General features: G+C 58.1%; 20 protein-coding genes. 6 read left to right on the top strand and 14 right to left on the bottom strand.

The window, feature by feature from the left end:
- Window positions 1-45 precede the first annotated feature (45 nt).
- The 6 genes from FJU08_RS13240 to FJU08_RS13215 all read right to left on the bottom strand — a co-directional run bounded on the left by FJU08_RS13240 (window position 46) and on the right by FJU08_RS13215 (window position 5895).
- Complete coding sequence (locus FJU08_RS13240) at window positions 46-303, bottom strand: helix-turn-helix domain-containing protein (RefSeq protein WP_141149488.1); 258 nt, start codon at window positions 301-303, stop codon at window positions 46-48.
- Between the two features lie 4 nt (window positions 304-307).
- Window positions 308-898 carry a hypothetical protein gene (locus FJU08_RS13235; RefSeq protein ID WP_141149487.1) on the bottom strand — a complete coding sequence of 197 codons (591 nt, stop codon included), beginning with the start codon at window positions 896-898 and terminating at the stop codon, window positions 308-310.
- Window positions 899-1164: 266 nt separating this feature from the next.
- The gene (locus tag FJU08_RS13230; protein WP_141149486.1) at window positions 1165-2025 is read right to left on the bottom strand and encodes a GNAT family N-acetyltransferase; all 861 of its coding nucleotides are present in this window, start codon (window positions 2023-2025) and stop codon (window positions 1165-1167) included.
- Window positions 2026-2595: 570 nt separating this feature from the next.
- On the bottom strand, window positions 2596-4581 hold the full coding sequence (locus tag FJU08_RS13225; RefSeq protein WP_141149485.1) for a bifunctional 2',3'-cyclic-nucleotide 2'-phosphodiesterase/3'-nucleotidase: 1986 nt from the start codon (window positions 4579-4581) through the stop codon (window positions 2596-2598).
- A gap of 283 nt (window positions 4582-4864) precedes the next feature.
- Window positions 4865-5326, bottom strand: coding sequence for an Lrp/AsnC family transcriptional regulator (locus FJU08_RS13220; protein ID WP_235890687.1), 462 nt, complete (start codon window positions 5324-5326; stop codon window positions 4865-4867).
- A 98-nt stretch (window positions 5327-5424) separates the two neighbouring features.
- Entirely contained in the window at window positions 5425-5895 is a 471-nt protein-coding gene (locus FJU08_RS13215; RefSeq protein WP_141149484.1) for a DUF1203 domain-containing protein, read from the bottom strand.
- Window positions 5896-6072: 177 nt separating this feature from the next.
- Here FJU08_RS13215 and FJU08_RS13210 point away from each other — a divergent pair, with 177 nt between their 5' ends.
- The gene (locus FJU08_RS13210) at window positions 6073-6735 is read left to right on the top strand and encodes a PadR family transcriptional regulator (protein ID WP_235890686.1); all 663 of its coding nucleotides are present in this window, start codon (window positions 6073-6075) and stop codon (window positions 6733-6735) included.
- A gap of 2 nt (window positions 6736-6737) precedes the next feature.
- On the opposite strand, the gene FJU08_RS13205 is transcribed toward FJU08_RS13210, so the two are convergent.
- The 8 genes from FJU08_RS13205 to FJU08_RS13170 form a co-directional block, all read right to left on the bottom strand.
- Window positions 6738-7577 (bottom strand): putative nucleotide-diphospho-sugar transferase, encoded by an 840-nt coding sequence (locus FJU08_RS13205; RefSeq protein WP_141149483.1) that lies wholly within the window; start codon window positions 7575-7577, stop codon window positions 6738-6740.
- Window positions 7578-7608: 31 nt separating this feature from the next.
- A complete protein-coding gene (locus FJU08_RS13200) occupies window positions 7609-8169 on the bottom strand; it encodes a GNAT family N-acetyltransferase (protein ID WP_141149482.1) in 561 nt (186 codons plus the stop codon).
- A gap of 5 nt (window positions 8170-8174) precedes the next feature.
- A complete protein-coding gene (gene sseA, locus FJU08_RS13195; RefSeq protein WP_141149481.1) occupies window positions 8175-9029 on the bottom strand; it encodes a 3-mercaptopyruvate sulfurtransferase in 855 nt (284 codons plus the stop codon).
- Between the two features lie 25 nt (window positions 9030-9054).
- Entirely contained in the window at window positions 9055-9783 is a 729-nt protein-coding gene (locus tag FJU08_RS13190) for an alanyl-tRNA editing protein (RefSeq protein WP_141149480.1), read from the bottom strand.
- 16 nt (window positions 9784-9799) lie between these two features.
- Window positions 9800-10831, bottom strand: a complete 1032-nt coding sequence (locus tag FJU08_RS13185; protein WP_141149479.1) for a cysteine synthase A — start codon at window positions 10829-10831, stop codon at window positions 9800-9802.
- A gap of 102 nt (window positions 10832-10933) precedes the next feature.
- On the bottom strand, window positions 10934-12361 hold the full coding sequence (locus FJU08_RS13180; protein ID WP_141149478.1) for a cryptochrome/photolyase family protein: 1428 nt from the start codon (window positions 12359-12361) through the stop codon (window positions 10934-10936).
- 72 nt (window positions 12362-12433) lie between these two features.
- Window positions 12434-13060, bottom strand: coding sequence for a DAK2 domain-containing protein (locus FJU08_RS13175; RefSeq protein ID WP_141149477.1), 627 nt, complete (start codon window positions 13058-13060; stop codon window positions 12434-12436).
- Between the two features lie 199 nt (window positions 13061-13259).
- Window positions 13260-14564 carry a L,D-transpeptidase family protein gene (locus FJU08_RS13170; RefSeq protein WP_141149476.1) on the bottom strand — a complete coding sequence of 435 codons (1305 nt, stop codon included), beginning with the start codon at window positions 14562-14564 and terminating at the stop codon, window positions 13260-13262.
- Window positions 14565-14679: 115 nt separating this feature from the next.
- Here FJU08_RS13170 and FJU08_RS13165 point away from each other — a divergent pair, with 115 nt between their 5' ends.
- The 5 genes from FJU08_RS13165 (at window position 14680) to ettA (ending at window position 19145) form a co-directional block, all read left to right on the top strand.
- Entirely contained in the window at window positions 14680-15534 is an 855-nt protein-coding gene (locus FJU08_RS13165) for a DUF4432 family protein (RefSeq protein WP_141149475.1), read from the top strand.
- Between the two features lie 103 nt (window positions 15535-15637).
- A complete protein-coding gene (locus tag FJU08_RS13160) occupies window positions 15638-15976 on the top strand; it encodes a protein tyrosine phosphatase family protein (RefSeq protein WP_141149474.1) in 339 nt (112 codons plus the stop codon).
- 91 nt (window positions 15977-16067) lie between these two features.
- Window positions 16068-16412 carry a RidA family protein gene (locus FJU08_RS13155; protein WP_141149473.1) on the top strand — a complete coding sequence of 115 codons (345 nt, stop codon included), beginning with the start codon at window positions 16068-16070 and terminating at the stop codon, window positions 16410-16412.
- Between the two features lie 163 nt (window positions 16413-16575).
- A complete protein-coding gene (locus FJU08_RS13150; RefSeq protein ID WP_141149472.1) occupies window positions 16576-17292 on the top strand; it encodes a ribonuclease T2 family protein in 717 nt (238 codons plus the stop codon).
- 203 nt (window positions 17293-17495) lie between these two features.
- Window positions 17496-19145, top strand: coding sequence for an energy-dependent translational throttle protein EttA (gene ettA / locus FJU08_RS13145; RefSeq protein WP_141149471.1), 1650 nt, complete (start codon window positions 17496-17498; stop codon window positions 19143-19145).
- The last annotated feature ends 50 nt before the right edge of the window (window positions 19146-19195 follow it).

The following is a 19195-nucleotide window of genomic DNA, read 5'->3' as shown; positions in this document are numbered from 1 at the left end:
TGGGGAGAGCGTGCTTTTGCCCGGGCGGGTGCTTGTCTGTGTGCCTCAGCTTCTAAGTTTGCGCAGACTGAGTGCTGCGCTCATGGTTTCGTCTTGCTTGTCCCGCCGGAATTCGAGCAGGTCCCCTGGCTGGCAGTCCAGAGTGGCGCAGATTTTCTCCAGTGTTTCGAAGCGAATGCCCTTTACCTTACCCGATTTCAGCAGCGACATATTCTGTTCGGTGATACCCACATGCTCGGCCAGCGTCTTGAGGCGCATTTTACGCAATGCAAGCATGACATCAAGATCGACGAGAATGGCCATGGCTTCAGATGATTTTTGCATTGCTGCGGTTTGCTTTCGCGGTCAGCAGCATGATGTGACCGGCGTAGACGAGAAGCCCGGTAAAAAGGATCACCGTCAGGTCATAGGCGTTGATGCCGAATATCTCCGGATCCCGGTAGTATGCCGGCCAGTAGGTTAGGACAGGCAATGTCAGGATATTCTGCATGAAGCGCAGGGCGAAATAGAGAAGGAGCGCCGAGAAACCACTCTTACGGAGCAGAATGCCTGCATCGCAGGCCAATTTGGCGTCGCAGACACACTGGCAAAGGAACTGCCGGCTCCTTTCCAGGCCGATGATGGCCGTGATGAGCACGGCGCTGATCAACGCATAGGAAAGGGTCGCGGCGGTTGGCGACATCAGATGTGGTTCGAGACCAAGCCTGGCGGCCATCAGAAGGGCGAAACCATCAAAATCCGTAGCCCATATCCACCCAATCCCTGCTGTGAGCAGCAAAAGGGCAATTTCCGCGCCTTGCGTCATGAGCACAAAACCTGCGCAGAGACGCTTCTGTCCGAGCCGGATTCCCGGCTGAGCTTGGCTGGTGTTTGTTGGTCTGGCTTTGACAGTCATCATGATAGGGTTTTCTTCAAACAATGCTCTCAAAGCCGGGCGTGAGACATTTCATCACTTTGCAGAGGGCACTCAAAGGTCGGAGGCGACCAGTTTGTGTCACTGGAAACCTCCTGTGTTATCGGATGAAATTATCGTAAAACGATAAGAGGCGGCGTTTGAAGTATAAAGTGGTTATAACTATTCTTTCAGTTCAGGGTTGCTTCCCTGGCGGTTTTGCAAATTTTGGAATTTAAAAATAGTAATTTAATATCAGTTTGTTATGGATTTCAAATGTGCATTTGCGTGAAGATGATGGCATCTTGTTGCAGTGGGAACAGGCCGCGCAGCATATGGCCGTTTTCAACGGTTTCGCCTCGTTTGGCGCTCGGGCAGATGATATCCGGCGTCAGGCGAATGTCGACACTCTGCCTTGCAAAGCCGAGTGCTGCGACAATTGCATCCAGGGTCGGGATCTTCGCCGCCACCACATCCAGAAGCATGAGTGTATCCTGGTCCAGCCCGTCAACAGCGACAACAGCATCGTGTTCAGGCAGGTGCATGACGGCGATCTCAGGCGTCAGCCAGGCTTTCAGCATGAACAATGCAGGGTGATCCGTGGCTGCGGCAATTGCTGATGTCGGGCTGCGCCGGGCAAACAGGGACTGCACAAGGGTGACGTCTGCAGGATCGGCAAGTGAGAGCTGGCGGTTGCATGGCGGACGGGAAGGGATGGCCGCCTTGGCATGGAAGCGGTGTTCCTTGAGCGAATGAAAGCCGAAGGGGCGATAGAGATCCGGGGTTCCCGTCGTCAGGATCATCAGTTCGGCATGACGATCGGCATAGGCCAATGCATGCTGCATCAAGCTGCGAAACAGGCCGCGGCCGCGCCATTCAGGACGAACGGCGACGGATTGAACGCCGAAGGCCTGCACGCATTCTCCCTTCAGCCAGAGTTGCCGCGCATAAAGGCTTACATTTGCGACCAGCCTGTCGCCCTGCCACCAGCCGAAGGCGATAACGCTCGGATCATGGCCGAGCCGGTCGAGCGGCGTGATGTCAACGGCGAAAATGTCGCCAATCAGCGCCTTGAGGCCTTTGCGTCCCTCGTCTGTGTGGGCGTAGTCGGAACGGAATTGAAGCGCTGCCATGTGGAAATTCCATCACTGCCATTGTTAGGATTGCTCTTTCGGATGGCGGGCAGAATAGATGATTGCGATGTGCACACAAGCGCCGACTGCCCTTCATTGGCGGGTTCGAGCATCGTCCGGTGCTCTCGATTCTTTCTTTTGATGCGCCAGCTTCTCGAAAGTCCGGCAACCACTTTTTCGCCCGACGCCAAGGCATGTCGGCAACATTGATATTTGTATCGTGAGGCTTCAGCCCGGTGCAGTCGCCATCTGCCTGATCGAGGGCATTGTTCAAGGGGCTTGGCGAAATGGAAAGGGCCACCCCGGAAGGTGGCCCTCAGACCGTTGACAAAGCCATTCATATTGCATGTTTGAGGTGGGGTAACCCCTCTCTCCGTCGTCATCCCCGTGCTTGTCACGGGGATCCAGATTCATAAGGCATTGAATAGACCAGTCCTTTCGCCGCGCGGACGCGCGTCGGCTGGATGCCTGTGACGAGCACAGGCATGACGCTAGAGAGGGGATAGGGTTTGTCAGCAATCTGCGGGCCACCCCGGAAGGTGGCCCTGTATGCGGTATAATTCGCTTGTCCTAGAGGACGATGCGATAGAGCGCGAAGCCGTTCTGACCGTCGCCGGCAGCTTCAATCTTGGCGCCCTTGACGTCGGCGATATAGTTCGTCGCGCGCGGGCCGGTCTCGAAAGTGGCCGTGGTGCCGGGCATCGGCTTGAAGGTCCAGTTGAAATCGGCCGACGGATTGATCGTGCCCTTGTCGACGATGTAGCGGACGATCACATCACGGTTGGTGTCGGGGCCGACAAAGACCACAACATCGGAGTTGATGTCGGGGAAATTACCGCCGCCGCCAGCGCGGTAATTATTGGTCGCGACAACGAATTTCTGCGTCTCGTCGATCGGCTTGCCGTCAAAGGCAAGGTTGACGATGCGGTGGGCATCGGGATTGGCGAGATCGCCATTCTTGGCGTAGCGGGCCGGCTGCGACAGGTCGATCTGATAGGTGACGCCGTCGATGACATCGAAATTGTAAGACGGGAAGTCAGGGTTGAGAAGCGGCGCGTCCTTCGACCCTTCGGCCACCTGATTGAACATGCCGGCCGACATTTCCAGCCATTCGCGCACCTGCGCGCCGTTGATGACGACCGCGCGGGTGGTGTTGGGATAGAGATAGAGGTCGGCGACATTCTTGATCGCGACATCACCGGCGGGAACTTCGGTGTAATAGTCCGGGCCGCCACGGCCGCCGCATTTGAACGGCGCTGCCGCCGACAGGATCGGCAGATCCTTGTAAGCGCCGTCCTTCAGCATGTCCTTGGTGTACCAGGTCTGCGCCTGCGAGACGATCTGCACCGACGGGTCATCGGCCACAAGTGCGAAATAGGACTGCAGCGGCGCCGAGGTCTTGCCGACGGGGGTGCGGACATAGGTTAGCGTTGCCTCATGATCGGTTTCAGCGGCATCGACGACGCGCTGGTCCGAGGCAACATCGGCGACCACCTTGCGGTCGGCGTCGCGGTGATAGATCGGGCGGGCTTCGCTGGTGAAGTCGACGATCTTCCAGCTATTGCCGTCCTTCTCCAGAAGCAGGTCGATCAGCCCCATATGCGAGCCCCAGAAGCCGGCCATGACAGCGGGCTTGCCCATCAGCGTGCCCTTGGTGGTATCGGCGCCGGCGATGTTCTGGAAATCGGTCGGGCCAGGGAACACCAGATGCTGGTGGCCGGTGAAGATCGCGTCAATGCCTTCGACGCCAGCGAGATAGAGCGAGGCATTTTCCATCATGTCGGAGGGGCCGGAGCCGTCAATGCCGGAATGGGACAGTGCGATGATAATGTCGGCGCCGTCTTCCTGCATCACCGGCACCCAGGCCTTTGCCGCCTCGACGATATCGCGCGTTTGCGCCTTGCCGGACAGGTTCTTTTCGTCCCAGGTCATGATCTGCGGCGGAACAAAGCCGATAAAGCCGATCTTGACCGGGCTGCTATTGCCAGCGCCATCGGTGATCATCTTTTCCTTGATCATGTAGGGCTTGAAGAACAACTGGTCATCGGTCGGATTAGCAGCAAGCTCACCCTTGGTCAGGTTGGCGCAGACATAGGGGAAATTGGCGCCGTTACAGACCTTGAACATGAAATCGAGGCCGTAATTGAACTCGTGATTGCCGAGCGTGCCGACCTCATAGCCGAGCACATTCATCGCCTTGATGACCGGGTGGACATCGCCGTCATTCATGCCGCGCTCATAGGCGATATAGTCGCCCATCGGGTTGCCCTGCAGAAAGTCGCCATTGTCGATCAGTAGCGAATTGGTCGATTCGGCGCGGATCGCATCAATGATCGATGCAGTGCGCGCAAGGCCCATCGTGTCATTGGGCTTGTCGGAATAATAGTCGTAAGGGAAGACGTTGACGTGGATATCGGTGGTTTCCATCAGGCGAAGATGGGCCTGATTATCCGCTGCGCGCGCCGAAAACGGGTGCAGCGTGATCAGGGTGGCACTGGCGGCAAGGCCTTTGAGAAGGCTGCGGCGGGAAATGGATTGCAGGTCAATCAAGGACATCGAGGTCTCCCACAGTCGAAATGGATGTATGGCAATCTTGATATGAGAACGTGCTTCACTCTCTGGCACCGGCACGTGACAGGCCAGTGACAGTGTTTCAACGCTGGCTGCATGCAAGTATCGGCTTAAGCGTCGCGGCGAACCGTAGCATGACAGATGACAATGTGAAGATTATTTTCCGTCTGGACAAAATTTTACACGAAATGCCGCAGGCGGCCTGAATTCGTGGTTGAAAAGACGAATAGGAAAAGGCCGGGGCGCAAGCACCCGGCCTGAGTGTGGTTCAGTCGATGCCGACGTTTACCCGTTCGATGACGGGGCGCAGTGCAAACGAGGAGTTGATCTGCGCCACATGGGGAAGGGCTGAGAGCCAGTCGCGGTGGATGCGCTCATAATCCTTCAGATCTTTGGCGGCGACACGCAGGATATAGTCATATTGTCCCGAGACCATGTAGCAGGCCAGCACGTTGGGGCAGCTGATTACGGCATCCTCGAATTCGGCCAGCGTGCGGGCAAACTGCCCGGATAGCGAAATATGGACGATTGCCACCATCTTGTAACCAAGCGCATCGGCCGATATCTTGGCCGTATAGCTCTCGATCACACTATTTTTCTCCAATATGTCGAGACGACGGGAGCAGGCGGAGGGCGACAGTCCGACCGTTTCGGCAAGTTCCGCATTGGTAATGCGACCATTGCGCTGAAGCGCTTTCAGGATCGCATGATCTATTTCATCCAGCTCCAAAACTAGGCATTCCTTCGAAAAAATCAATTTATACGCAATAATATACGATTTTGTCGCAAGGGCAACCCGTTGGGGCATCGATGCCGCCGAAATCGGCCTCAATCACGGACAACCCGGCACTGATAGCAGTTGTTGCGGGCCGAGCGAATATGCACATAGGCAATATCATCGCGCGACAGCAAATCGGCCGCTCGTGCTGCAATCTGCGGGGTCGGGGTAACCCTGCCGGTTCCGTAGACAATTCTGTCATCATCGCCATAGCCGCGCAGAATATAGTCAGGACTGTCCGCGAGGATCGGTGGCAGGCTGTCATCGGGTTCATAGCGGCGGCAGGCCTCGGCATGCAGAAAGATCGGTCCTGTCTCGGCATAGGGCTGCAGGGCCGGGAAGGGGCGATGCGCCAGAACAAGATAGGGTGCGCCGCTTGCCACAAGCTGCAGGCAATGGCGGCAGGGGACGCCATTGCCATCGGATATGCGCCGCTCCGGCGCCATATCATAGGCATCGTGACCACCCTGCCAGATCGTGTCGCAGGTCTCTGTCGCAAGGGCTTCAAACCGGATCGTCATATGGGGTTCCTCGTTATTTGTCGGATCTGCACCAGATTTGCCCTGCCGTCCGCCCTGGCGCCACCCGTTTCCTGTCGATTTCAAAAAAGATATATTTCGATATATCAAACTATTGTAATTTTGCGATATAAGTTTATTTTTAGATATATCGAAAACATAACGAAAAGGAATTTTGTTATGCGTGGCATGTATGATGAAGAGAAAATGGCCCGCTTCGGCAAGAAAATGCACGGCCGTGGCGAGCGGATGCGAGCGATGTTCGCTGCCGGTTTTGAGGGACGCGGCCCCGGCCGGGGACATGGTCGCCGTGGCGGCCCAGGCGGTTTTGGTGATGATGGAGAAGGCTTCGGCCGCGGCGGCCGCTTCCTGCGCCAGGGCAATATCCGCATTCTGGTGCTGAAGCTGATTGCTGATGAGCCGCGTCACGGCTATGAGATCATCAAGGCGATTGAGGATATGAGCGGTGGCGCCTATGCGCCGAGCCCGGGCGTGATCTATCCGACACTGTCCTTCCTCGAAGAAGGCGGATTCGTGCTGGCCGAGGCCGAGGGCAACAAGAAACGCTATCGGATTACCGAGGAGGGCCGCGCCCATCTCGACGAAAACGAGATGATCGCGAAAATGGCGATCAGGGCGCTTGAAATGATCGCGGCGCGCGCAACGGACCGGGACGAACAGCGCGGACGCGGTCGGCCTGCTGGCCGTGACGGTCTGCCGCGCAGCGTCGATGCGGCATTGCTCAACCTGCGCGAGGTCATTGCCCGCCGGCTGGAGCAGGATCCGGCCAATGCCAGCGAGATTGTCCGTGAACTGCTGAAGGTTGCCGACAGCCTGGAGTGACTTCAGTCCTGATCGTTTCCGCTGAGCGCCCACGTTCCGATATCCCCGGGACGCGGGCGTTTTTTCGTGGCATGCGCATCCTGCCACTCGTCAAGCAGGGCGAGGCGCTCGGCTTTGAGGATGTCACCAATATCGTTGATCCGTGTCGCACCCGGCTTGCGGATATGGTCCAGCAGGCGATGCGAATGGATGATTGTCGGGGCCGCGTCGAGCGGCTCCCAGGCATCCAGCATGGTCACGCGTCTGAGGTTGAATTCCGGCGGCAGGACATAGAAGCTGAGACCCGACGACCACAACATGTCCTTGAGGAAAACCTGATCGCGGCCGATCTCGGGGTGCGCATGATAGCGCCGTGCCCATTCAGCAAAGAAAGCCAGCATGACTGCCGACTTGCGATAGACCATGACGCCGGAATTGAGTTGCGGAAAGGCGTAGGGCGTTACCTCTTCAAGTCCCTGGCGCACCAGCTCAGACCTGCGTCTGACATCATGGGCGAGTGAAAGATCAAACCGGTCGGCGAGCGCGAAGAGATCGCCGAAGGAACGCAGAATAAGTGTGTCACAATCAAGGTAAAGCGTTCTATCAAAACGGCTTAGGGGAAGACATTCAAGTTTCGCACGATCATGATTTTTCGGAACCTTATGGACGGCATCGAAGATCTGGCGGTCCGCCCGCGCGAGATCATCGGTGAAAAGATCCACCGGAAGGCCGGGATTATGCGCCTTCAGCGTGATTGCCGACTGGCGGGCGAGGTCGCGATAATCATTGCCCGTCGCGACATAGATCACGCCGCAATTCCTGTGGCGCGGGACCGGTGCACCGGCGTTGCCTTCATCGTTCATGGGCGGCTTTCCGGTGCGGTTGTAGGTGACGTCAGAGCCCGCGGGCAAGCGCCAGCAATTCCGTGTCGGTCAATGGTTCGATCTCGCCTTCATAGGTTGAAACGGGCGAGAAGCCGAAGCGCTGATAGAGCTGGAGCGCGCGGGGGTGGTCGAGATTATTCGTCGTCGTCACCACTTTTTCCGGCTTGTCACCCCAGATGGCATAAAGCCCCTGCAGCAGGAACCACTTGCCGACACCAAGGCCGAGCGCCCGTTCGAACAGACCGAAATGAACCAGTTCGGTGACACCGTCAGTGCGGCGCTGATATTCATAAAAGCCGGCCGGTGCTCCTTCGATATAGAGCACCGTCACCGTTGTCATGTCGTTGTGAATGGTCTCCGACAGCTTTTCGTCACTCAGCCGCATGCGATCCACCCACTGCCAGCGCGAGCCGACCTGGCGGTAGAGGAAGCGATAATAGGGCAAGGGAATTTCCGGCACTCGCATCAGCGCGATATGGAGGTTGGCCGGGGCCGGCATATGGGTGCGCGGCGGTGCGGTCATCTCCAGTGCGGTGATGTGAACCGTGATTGGGCTCGCTGTTTTTGTCATGTCTGTCAGGCCTTCCCGGTGACAATCGGCGTATCGGCGAGGCTACCCCATTCCGACCATGACCCGTCATAAAGGCTGTTGTCGTCATGGCCGAGCGATTCGAGTGCAAGCGTGATAATGGCAGCGGTTACACCTGATCCGCAACTGGTCACAACCGGTTTTGACAGATCGATGCCGGCCTCCTCGAACATGGTGGCGAGAGTGCCGAGATCGCGGAAATGGCCATTTTCGGAAAATGCCGTGGCCGGCAGGTTTTTCGCACCCGGCATATGGCCGCCACGCATACCGGGACGAGGCTCGGGCTCTGTTGCTTCAAAACGTCCGGCGCCGCGTGCATCGGCAATCTGGGTCGTCCCCGAAGCCACAAGTTCGCGCATCTCGGCAAGCGAGGTAACACGTTCGGAGCGGAAATCCGTCTTGAAGCGCGTGGCTCTGGCTTCGCGCGTCTTGGTTTCGACTGGCCTTCCGGCGGCTTTCCAGCCGTCGAAGCCGCCATCCATCAGGAATACTGCATCGGCACCCATGACGCGGAGCATCCACCACAAGCGCGGCGCGGAGAAAAAGCCTGGGCCGTCATAAACGACGATGAGATCGCGGTTGGATACGCCGAGCCGTTCCATTTCCGTAGCGAATTTTTCCGGTGACGGCAGCGAATGCGGCAGGCCGGTCGACTGGTCACAAACCCTGTCATGGTCAAAGAAAGCCGCGCTCGGCACATGGGCCGCGGCATATTCGGCTGCACCATCGCGTCCGTGGGCTGGCAGGTACCAGGAGGCATCAATGATGGAAAAGCCCGGAGACGCGATGCGCTCCTCAACCCATTGCGGCGTTACGATGAACCGGCTCTTGCCCGTGCCCATGAGGATCTCCCTGTATGCTGGATTGTCAGGCCATGTCGGTGAAGCGGAGGCGGAACCGCCGGTTCTCACGCCCCTTCTTCTCGATCTTGCCGACTTCGATATTTCCGACTTCGCCGGTCGAGCGGACATGCGTACCGCCGCAGGGCTGGCTGTCCACGGCGGCGTTTTCGCCGATGACGACCAGTGAAACGCGCCCCATGCCCATCGGTGGACGGACATTCTTGGATTTGACGATGTCGGGATTGGCTGCAAGGTCTTCATCCGTGATCCACTGCACATAGATCGGATGGTCTTCTTCGACAAGCTGCATCAGCCGGGCGCTGACCTCAGTCTTGTCGACGGTCTCGCTCATGTCGAAATCAACACGTGCCTCATTCTCGCCGACGGATGCGCCGGTGATCGGGAAGGGGCAGACGACGGACAGGAGGTGGCAGGCCGTATGCATGCGCATCAGCCTGTGGCGGCGCGCCCAGTCGATTTCAAGCACGATTTCCTCGCCGGGGGCAGGGCTTGCCTCACCTTCGGCGGGAATGTGCAGAATGATGTCCTTTGTATCGCCGTGGCGTGTCACATCCAGCCGGATGGCGCTGCCATCCGCGCGTCTTGCCACGCCGCTATCCCCCGGCTGTCCGCCGGAGGTGGCGTAAAAAACGGTTTGATCCGTCTCGAAGCTGCCATCCTCATGCACTGCTGTCACAACCGACCGGCAACTGGCTGAATAGAAGTCGTCTCGGTAGAGGGCTGTGACGGGCATGGATTTCTGACACTTCTTATGCGAACGGAACGGCAATCTCCGTCTTGTTCTTCATCCATTCGGGCTGCGGCAGCCCTTTTTCCGCAAGGAAGGAAGGGTTGAACAGCTTCGACTGATACCGGTTTCCATAGTCACAAAGCACCGTGACGATGGTATGGCCGGGGCCGAGGGTGCGGGCAAGACGGATAGCACCTGCTATATTGATGCCCGATGATCCGCCAAGGCACAAGCCCTCATTCCTGACAAGTTGGAAGATAATCGGCAGGGCTTCACGATCGGGAATATTATAGGCGAAATCTGGCTCAAACCCTTCCAGATTGGCGGTGATCCGGCCTTGTCCGATGCCTTCGGTGATGGAATTGCCCGCACTTTTCAGTTCACCGGTGGTATAATAGGAGAAAAGAGCTGCCCCGTCGGGATCGGCAAGAGCGACCTTGATGCCAGGGTTCTTCTCCTTCAGCCCGATGCCGGTGCCGGCAAAGGTGCCGCCGGATCCGACCGCTGAAACAAAGCCGTCGACCTTACCGTCGAGATCGCGCCAGATTTCCTGCGCGGTGGTTTCGATATGGGCCTGACGGTTGGCGACATTATCAAACTGATTGGCCCAGATGGCGCCGTTCTCATCCGTGCGGGCCAATTCTTCGGCCAGCCGTCCGGACAGCTTTACGTAATTATTCGGGTCGCGATAGGGCTTGGCCGGAACCTCGATCAGCTCGGCGCCGAGAAGTCTTAGGGCATCCTTCTTTTCTTCAGCCTGCGTTTCAGGAATGACGATCACGGTGCGATAGCCGAGCGCCTTGGCCACCAGCGTCAGACCGATGCCGGTATTGCCGGCAGTGCCTTCGACAATCGTGCCGCCGGGGCGCAGCAGGCCGCGCCGCTCGGCATCGCGGATGATGTAAAGGGCGGCGCGATCCTTGACCGACTGGCCGGGATTGAGGAATTCGGCCTTGCCGAGAATTTCGCAGCCGGTCGCCTCGGATGCCGCGCGAAGACGGACAAGCGGGGTGTTGCCGATCAGATCGAGGACCGAAGGGGAGGCGGGCATGTGATGAAATCCTTGTTGATTTAAACGCTGACTTTTCCGGTGCGGGCATTCGAAAAACAAGAAATGATTTTGCGTGAAAGGCCTGATATTGAGGATCTCGTTTCACGCACTCAGGCTCTTATACGCAGCAAGCGCTCGGTCGCGGGCCTGCTTGTGGCTGACGACCGGTGCCGGATAGGTTTTGCCGAGGATAACGCCTGACTGGTTGAGGATGGTCTCCGGCGCCGCGAACGGGGCGTGGATATGTTTTTCTGGCAGTGCGGCAAGCTCGGGAACATAGCGGCGCACATAATCACCTTCAGGATCGAATTTTTGACCCTGCAGTACGGGGTTGAAAATGCGGAAAAACGGGGCTGCATCCGCGCCGGAACCAGCAACCCATTGCCAGCTGGCCGGGTTGGCGGCGGGATCGGCATCCACCAGCGTATCGCGGAACCAGGCTTCACCGCGCCGCCAGTCGATCATCAGATCCTTGATCAGGAAGGAGGCGGCGATCATGCGCACGCGGTTATGCATATAGCCTTCGCGCCAGAGCTGCCGCATGCCGGCATCGACAATCGGATAGCCGGTCAGGCCTTTGGTCCAGGCCTCAAAGCCCGCGTTGTTGCTATCCCAGTCAAAGCTGTCAAATTTCTTGTTCCAGTTTCTGTCTGCAAGGTCTGGCGCATGAAACAGAAGGTGGTAGCAGAAATCGCGCCAGACCAGTTCCTGCAGGAATTTCTTTCTGTCTTCTGCCGGTCCATCATGGGCATCGTCGATGGCGTGCCAGATCGTCGCTGGGCTGATCTCGCCAAGCGCCAGATGCGGCGACAGCATGGATGTGGCCGCGCGGGCGGGAATGTCGCGGGCCGCGCCATAGCCATCAAGCCGTTTTGACAGGAAAGCGGCGAGACGTTTGCGGGCGCCGTTCTCGCCGGGCATCCAGATGTCGCCGAAGCATTTCGCCCAGTCCGGCCGTGCCGTATAGAACTGCCAGCTCGAAAGCTGTTCGCTGTCGGGTTGTTTTTCCGGTGCTTTGAGGCGTTTCGGCGGGTCAGCAGGCGGCGGAACATGGAGGCCTGTCTGTAGTGCCTTCCAGAACGGGGTATAGACCTTGTAGGGTCCGCCGGTGCCGGTTTTCACCCTGCCTGGCTCATGCAGGATCTGTCCGCCAAAGCTTGTGACAGTCAGGCCATCTTCGCGCAGCGCCTGCTTGATGGCAGCATCGGTTGTCATGCCAGAAGGATCGTAGCGGCGGTTCCAGTAGATGGCATCGGCGCCGGTCGCGATAACGAGATCGCGCAGCACATCTAGGGCATCACCGCTTCTCAGGACAAGCGGCGTGCCAAGATCTGTGAGCGCCCGGCCAAGGGCTTCAAGTGATTTTTCCAGCCACCAGGCCTGCGCTGCCCCAAGCGCGCCATTGCCGTTAGTTTCGCGGATATAGACCGCCACGACCGGTCTGTCGCCCTCGGCTGCGGCCAGAAGGGCGTGATTGTCGGCAAGGCGCAGATCCTTGCGGAACCAGATAAGGGCGGGCCTTGGCGGCATGTCATGCTCCGGCAGTGTATTACGTTGTGCAGCATGTAGAGCGGCAGCCCGCCGGTGACCAGTGCCGGTCCACTATTCCTGCAGCGAATCCCGCATGGCCGAGATGATCAGCACGGCGGACGCCGCGCCAGCATTCATAACCTTGTTCGGATTGCCGAAGGGAAGTGCTGCCGTTGGCTCACCCGTGGCGGGTTCGGCTCCTTCCAGCGCTGCGTCGGCAGCGGCTGCAAGGCAGTCGAAAAGCGTACCGCCGCCTGCCTTTGTCGCCTGATAGGCATCAATGGCGGGTTGCCAGGCATCGACCATATTCTTGTCCGGCGCATGGGCCTGACCATGGGTGATGATGCCTTTGGCCATCGCGGCAAAGGCGAGATCGAACTGGCCAGAACTGATGACGGCCTTGCCCGGCAGGGCGCTGCCGGCCCGGCGAAAGGCCGAGGCGTAGAGCCGGGCCGAGCGGGAATCGACCGTCAGAAAGGTCTCGGCGGCCATGTCGAAGACGCCGGCCGGCGTGACCTTGGACGGATTCAGCGCTGCCAGCTGGTTTTCCATGGCGGTGAAACCCGCCATCATGACCTCACCGTGGTCGCCATCGCCATTGATGGTATCGAGCCGGCTCAGCCAGAGGCTGTTGCGGGAAATCGAAACGGCAATCTCTGAAAACATTCCGATAATATCAAATGAAGTAATGTCGCTCATATGTCTCCGTGATCATTAGTCAGAGAGGAAATCGCTGCGACTGCTTCCCCTCCGGCCCGTGGCCTGGTTGCTGTTCAGGTCAGTTAATCACGATAAGTGTACATGGAATTGATGTAAAAGAAGCCATTGATTTGAGCAATCATCAGATTTTGACGGCTTAGCGAAGACTTTTTTGACAGTTTTGCGAAAACATCATGCTTTAATCGGTAAAGGTCACCGTCACGCCGGGCGAAACCATGTGGGCAAGCTCGGTTGCATCCCAGTTGGTCAGGCGAACACAGCCATGCGAAGATGTCTTGCCGATCTTTTCCGGCTCTGGCGTGCCGTGAATGCCATAGGTCGGTTTCGAAAGCGCGATCCAGACATTACCGACGGGGCCGTTCGGGCCGGGATTGATGGTCAGCACCTTGTTATTATTGCCCTGTTTGAAGTTTTTCGACGGATTATAGGTATAGCTCGGATCAATGGCGATGCGCTCGACCGTGACCGTGCCGGAGGGCGAGGGCGTGTCCGATGAGCCGATCGTAGCGGGGTAGGCGGCAATCAACGCGCCGTCCGCATCATAGGCGCGCACCTGCTTGCGGCCCTTGTCGGCGATGATGGATGCAACCTTGCCTGTCTTTGGCGTCCCTGGATTGATGACCTTGATGACGGTGCCGGGACGGGTGAAGTCTGCATCCGGGTTCAGGCTGCGCAGGAAATTCTGATCCATGTGAAATTTTTCGGCCAGCATTTCGGCGACCGAGGTGTAGGACATGGCCGGCAATAGCGCTTTTTCACTGTAGTCGGTGGGAATGGCTGCGACATAGGGGCCGGCGGCATCCTTGGCGGTAATGGTATAGCTCTGGAAAGGCAGGCCGCCGCCGAGCGACAGATCGGACATGATCGCCTCGCTGTCATTGGGGTCCAGCCTCTGGCCGCTGGCCTCTTCATAGGCTGCAAGCGCCTTGCGGACATTGTCACCCATGCGGCCGTCGATGACGCCCGGTGAAAAGCCTTCACGGTCAAGCAGGACCTGCAGGGCGACCACTTTCATGTCGGGTTTGGAAGAGGCCGTCACCTTGGGGGCGATGGTCGTGTCCGGTCCCTGCCGCTGATAGGAGCCGGGATCGGCGGCCGGCGGCGGCGCCAGGTCGCGGCTGTCAACCTGGCCGCCATAATCGTCGAAATTGCCGTAGCCGCGATTGAAAGCTGCGCCATAGCTGCGCCCGTTTCCGTCTGGCGTACGGCCGCCATTGCGCACGGCGTAGCTGTCATATTGCCGCGCCGTCAGTTCGGTTGCGACCAGGTTGCCGTTGTAATCGAGCAGGATCCTGTGGCCGAAAGTGTCCTCGCCCATGATCACCGTACCCTCTTCCGGGATATAATCCAGGAGGGCGCCATTCGGTGCGACGAGAAAAATCTGCTGCCCGTCGCGGTATAGGGGCTGATGAGCATTCGCCAGAACCGGCATTGCCATCAGAGCCGTGAAAACCAGGCCGGGGATAAAAGATCTGAAGCGCATGAACCGACTAACTTTGCGTTGAGATAACGGGCTGCTTTGGACTAATCTAGACAATAAAGGCGGGCGGCGACCCGTTATAACGAAATCCAAAAAGCGAAACACCCTGGTAACAATCATGATAGAATTTGCAGCGGGAATCGGGCCGAATTTGGCCCTTGACCCAACTTCTGTGCTCGATATCGGCGCCCTTGTGGTCGCCGGCGTTGATATTGCCCCGAAAAGAGCAGTACCCGATGACGGAGATCCGCGAATCGACCATTCGCTGGAAGGTTTTCTTTTCACCTGCGGCCCGGATCATATCCGCCATCCGGAGCCGATCGGCGTTTCGGAAGAAACGTTTTATCCGCTCCATGGTTCCGCCTCGTCAAACGCGGCGAGCATCAAGTCACTGGAAAAGACAGATGCGGGGGCCGAATGTCTGGCTTCCATTCCTGTCAGAAATGCCGATGGCAGCGAAGCGCTGATCGAGCGCAGCTGGGCCATGGACGGCGTGACCGGTCTGGTGACGCTGAGGGATCGCGTGATCAATGTCGGGGACAGACCGTTTCCGGTGATGATGATGTATCATATCAATTTCGGCGCAAGGCATTTTGACGATGGTGTCGCTCTTGCCGATGTCGCTCTTGCTGAAGGCGGAAAAAGCCCTGACGGCGTGCTGCCCTGGCATTTTGGTGAAGGTGAACATGGCATTTTCTGCGTGCCGGCCGTGGCCGGACCGGATGGCTGGTCGAAGACCGTCCTGGGGCCGATCGCGGCGCTGGGCGGCCGGTCCTTCATTCTGGAGGTGGATACCGCGTCGCTTCCCTTTTTGCAGATCTGGCGCAATCAGGAGCGGCCTGCCCATATCCTCGGGATTGAGCCGGCTTCTCATCGCTGGGCTCCGCGGCGCGAACTGGCCGGTTCGGGTGAGCTTGAGGCTCTGGCGCCGGGGGCAGAAAAGGAATTTTCGCTGCGTTTCCGCTTCGCCTGATGGTGCTTGAGCCGGAAAGAAGGGTGGATCGCGACCGGATCCGCCCTTGCATCGGTGAGCATTTCACAGCATGGATGGCGAAGCGCAATTTCTGGAAAGTGCCATGGATATCCGCAAGATTGATGACGACTATTCCGTAAGCGGCCAGATCACGGTCGCTGATATCGAAATGCTGAAGTCGCTCGGCTTTCGCTCGATTGTTTGCAACAGGCCTGACGCCGAAGAGCCGGGCCAGCCCGCCTTTGCTGATGTTGCGGCTGCTGCCGAAGCTGCGGGGATCGAGATCGCCCATGTGCCGGTCGGTGGCATGGGGCTGACGGAGCAGGCCGTGATTGGCATGGTCGATGCGCTGGATGAATTGCCGCGGCCGATGCTCGGCTACTGCCGTTCGGGCGCGCGCTCCACGCGGATTTATGAAGCGGCCGAGCATATGCGCGGTTAATTCATATAAATCAAATCATTGACGATCCATCTTGATGATTTTGTTCATGGTGGGCGTCTTGCTGATACATAACATAAGAAAGATGAGCTAAATGACTGTAAAACGTATTAATGTCGGCCCTATCATGAGCGGCGCTGTTATTCATGGCAACACCGTCTATCTTTCCGGCCAGACCGGCGAAGGTGCGACTGTCACCGAGCAGGCCAAGGACTGCCTCGCCAAGGTCGATGCGCTTCTGGCGGAAGCAGGAACTGACAAGTCCAAGATCCTGCAGACGCTCATCTACCTTAAGGACATTCGCAATTTCGCCGAGATGAACGACGTCTGGAAGGCCTGGGTTGATCCGGCCAATACCCCGGCGCGTGCGACCAGCGAAGCCAGCCTTGCTGCACCGCATATCCTCGTTGAGTTCACCGTCATTGCCGCGCTCGACTGATCTGGCCGGGCGGATGCATCGGCTGATGCATGAAGCATAAGACATGATGATGCCCGGACGACGGCACTGTCGATCCGGGCATTTTTCTGCCAGCCCGCCATTTTTGTGTCTGACAGGTGCGGCAGTCTGGAAATAACACCAACGACGAAGCGGAGCTTGGGGAATGAGATACTGGATTGGGAGCCTGGCGATTTTGATGAGCATTGCCGGTGGCGTGCCAGCGATGGCAAAGTCGACATCGGCGATTTTGGCGATCAGCTGGCAGCCTGCCTTTTGTGAGGGCAATGGCAGCAAGGCCGAATGTAGCTCGCAGACGAAGGACCGCTTCGATGCGAGCCATTTCGCCCTGCACGGGCTCTGGCCGGTAAAGGATGAATATTGCGGTGTTTCCGCTGATCTTCAGGCCCAGGACAAGAGTGGCAACTGGACAGCACTGCCGGCGCTTGATCTGAGCGACGATCTGAAAAACTCGCTGGCTGAGGTTATGCCGGGCACGCAGTCCGGTCTTGATCGTCATGAATGGATCAAGCATGGCACCTGCACCCGTTTTACGCCGCAGAATTATTACCAGACAGCGGTGGATCTGCTGCAGCAGGTCAATGGTTCGGCCGTGCAAAAGGTGTTTGCGAACAATATCGGCAAGGAATTGACGGCTGTGGAGATCGGCAAGGCCTTTGATGATGCCTTCGGCAAGGGGGCCAGCAAACGTATCAAGATCAGCTGTGTCAGCGATGGCAATCGCCAGCTGATTGACGAGATCACCATCGGCCTTTCGGATCAATATGCACCGGGCATCGCGATGGAAACGCTGATCGACGGCGCCGGCAGCACCGATATCGGCTGTGATGGCGGTATCGTCGATGCTGTTGGCAATCAGTGAGGACTGGAAGGGTCGGGCTGGAGAGTTCGGCCCTTTTCGGCGCTTGGGGCTTGTCCAAAGCGGCATGGTGCCGGGGAGATTGACCGAAGGTTGTGGCTGCGGGGCGGGGAAAAACCGCCCTGTCGCATTGTAGGTTGCTTTGCTTTAGCCTAAATAGCGCCTCAAGATCCCCCCACGCGAGCGGAGCAGGAAACATTTAGCCCATGGCACGTCAGTTCATCTATCACATGGCCGGCCTCAACAAGGCCTATGGCGCCAAGAAGGTGCTTGAGAATATTCATCTGTCATTTTATCCCGACGCCAAGATCGGTATTCTCGGTCCCAACGGCGCCGGTAAGTCGACCGTCCTGAAGATCATGGCCGGTCTGGACAAGGAATTTACCGGCGAGGCCTGGCTGGCCGAAGGGGCGACCCTTGGCTATCTGCCGCAGGAGCCGCAGCTTGATCCGGAAAAGACGGTTATGGAAAACGCCATGGAAGGCGTTGCCAAGAAACAGGCTGTTCTTGATCGCTACAATGAGCTGATGATGAATTATTCCGACGAGACCGCCGACGAGGCGGCCCAGTTGCAGGATATCATCGACAGCCAGAACCTCTGGGATCTCGAAAGTCAGGTCGAAATGGCCATGGACGCGCTGCGCTGCCCGCCCGGCGATAGCGCGGTTGATAAGCTTTCCGGTGGTGAGCGTCGCCGCGTGGCATTGTGCAAGCTGCTTTTGTCGCAGCCTGACCTGCTGCTGCTTGATGAGCCGACCAACCATCTTGATGCCGAAACCATTGCATGGCTTGAAAAGCACCTGCGCGAATATCCCGGCGCCGTGCTGATGATCACCCATGACCGCTACTTCCTCGACAATGTCACGGGCTGGATTCTCGAACTCGATCGCGGTCGCGGCATTCCCTATGAGGGCAATTACACCGCCTATCTGGAAGCCAAGGCCAAGCGCATGGCGCAAGAGGGCCGTGAAGAGGCTGCCCGCCAGAAGTCGCTGTCGCGCGAACAGCAGTGGATTTCCTCAAGCCCGAAAGCCCGTCAGGCAAAGTCCAAGGCGCGTATCCGTGCCTATGATGAGCTGGTGGCGGCTGCTGCCGACCGGCGTCCCGGTGACGCACAGATCGTCATTCCGGCTGGCGAGCGTCTCGGCCAGGTGGTTATCGAGGCGGAAGGTCTTTCCAAGGGCTATGGTGACCGCCTGCTGATCGATGGTCTCGAATTCAAGCTGCCGCCGGGCGGTATTGTCGGCGTCATCGGACCCAACGGTGCGGGTAAGTCGACATTGTTCCGCATGATCACCGGCCAGGAAACGCCAGATTCAGGCGAAATCCGCGTTGGTGATACGGTCGAGCTTTCCTATGTCGACCAGAGCCGCGATGCACTGGACGGTAACAAGACGGTTTGGGAAGAGATCTCCGGCGGCAACGACATCATCAAGCTCGGCCCCCATGAAGTGAACAGCCGCGCCTATTGCGGCGCCTTCAACTTCAAGGGTGGCGATCAGCAGCAGAAGGTCGGCACGCTTTCCGGCGGTCAGCGCAACCGCGTTCACCTCGCCAAGATGCTGAAGTCCGGCGGCAATGTTCTGCTGCTCGACGAGCCGACCAACGACCTCGATACCGAAACGCTGTCGGCACTCGAAGAGGCGCTGGAAAGCTATGCTGGCTGCGCCGTTATCATCAGCCATGACCGTATGTTCCTTGACCGTCTGGCGACCCATATTCTCGCGTTTGAAGGCGATAGCCATGTCGAGTGGTTCGAGGGCAATTTCGAGGATTACGAGGCTGACAAGATCCGCCGTCTCGGTCCTGAAAGCGTCAATCCGAAGCGCGTCACTTACAAGCGGCTGACCCGCTGAGGCAATTTGTCGTCTGGAACTTTGGGAGAGGTCGCCTTCGGGCGGCCTTT

It is taken from the genome of Martelella alba (assembly GCF_006516955.1).
Lineage (GTDB): Bacteria > Pseudomonadota > Alphaproteobacteria > Rhizobiales > Rhizobiaceae > Martelella > Martelella alba.
This window is presented reverse-complemented; position numbering and strand designations above follow the sequence as displayed.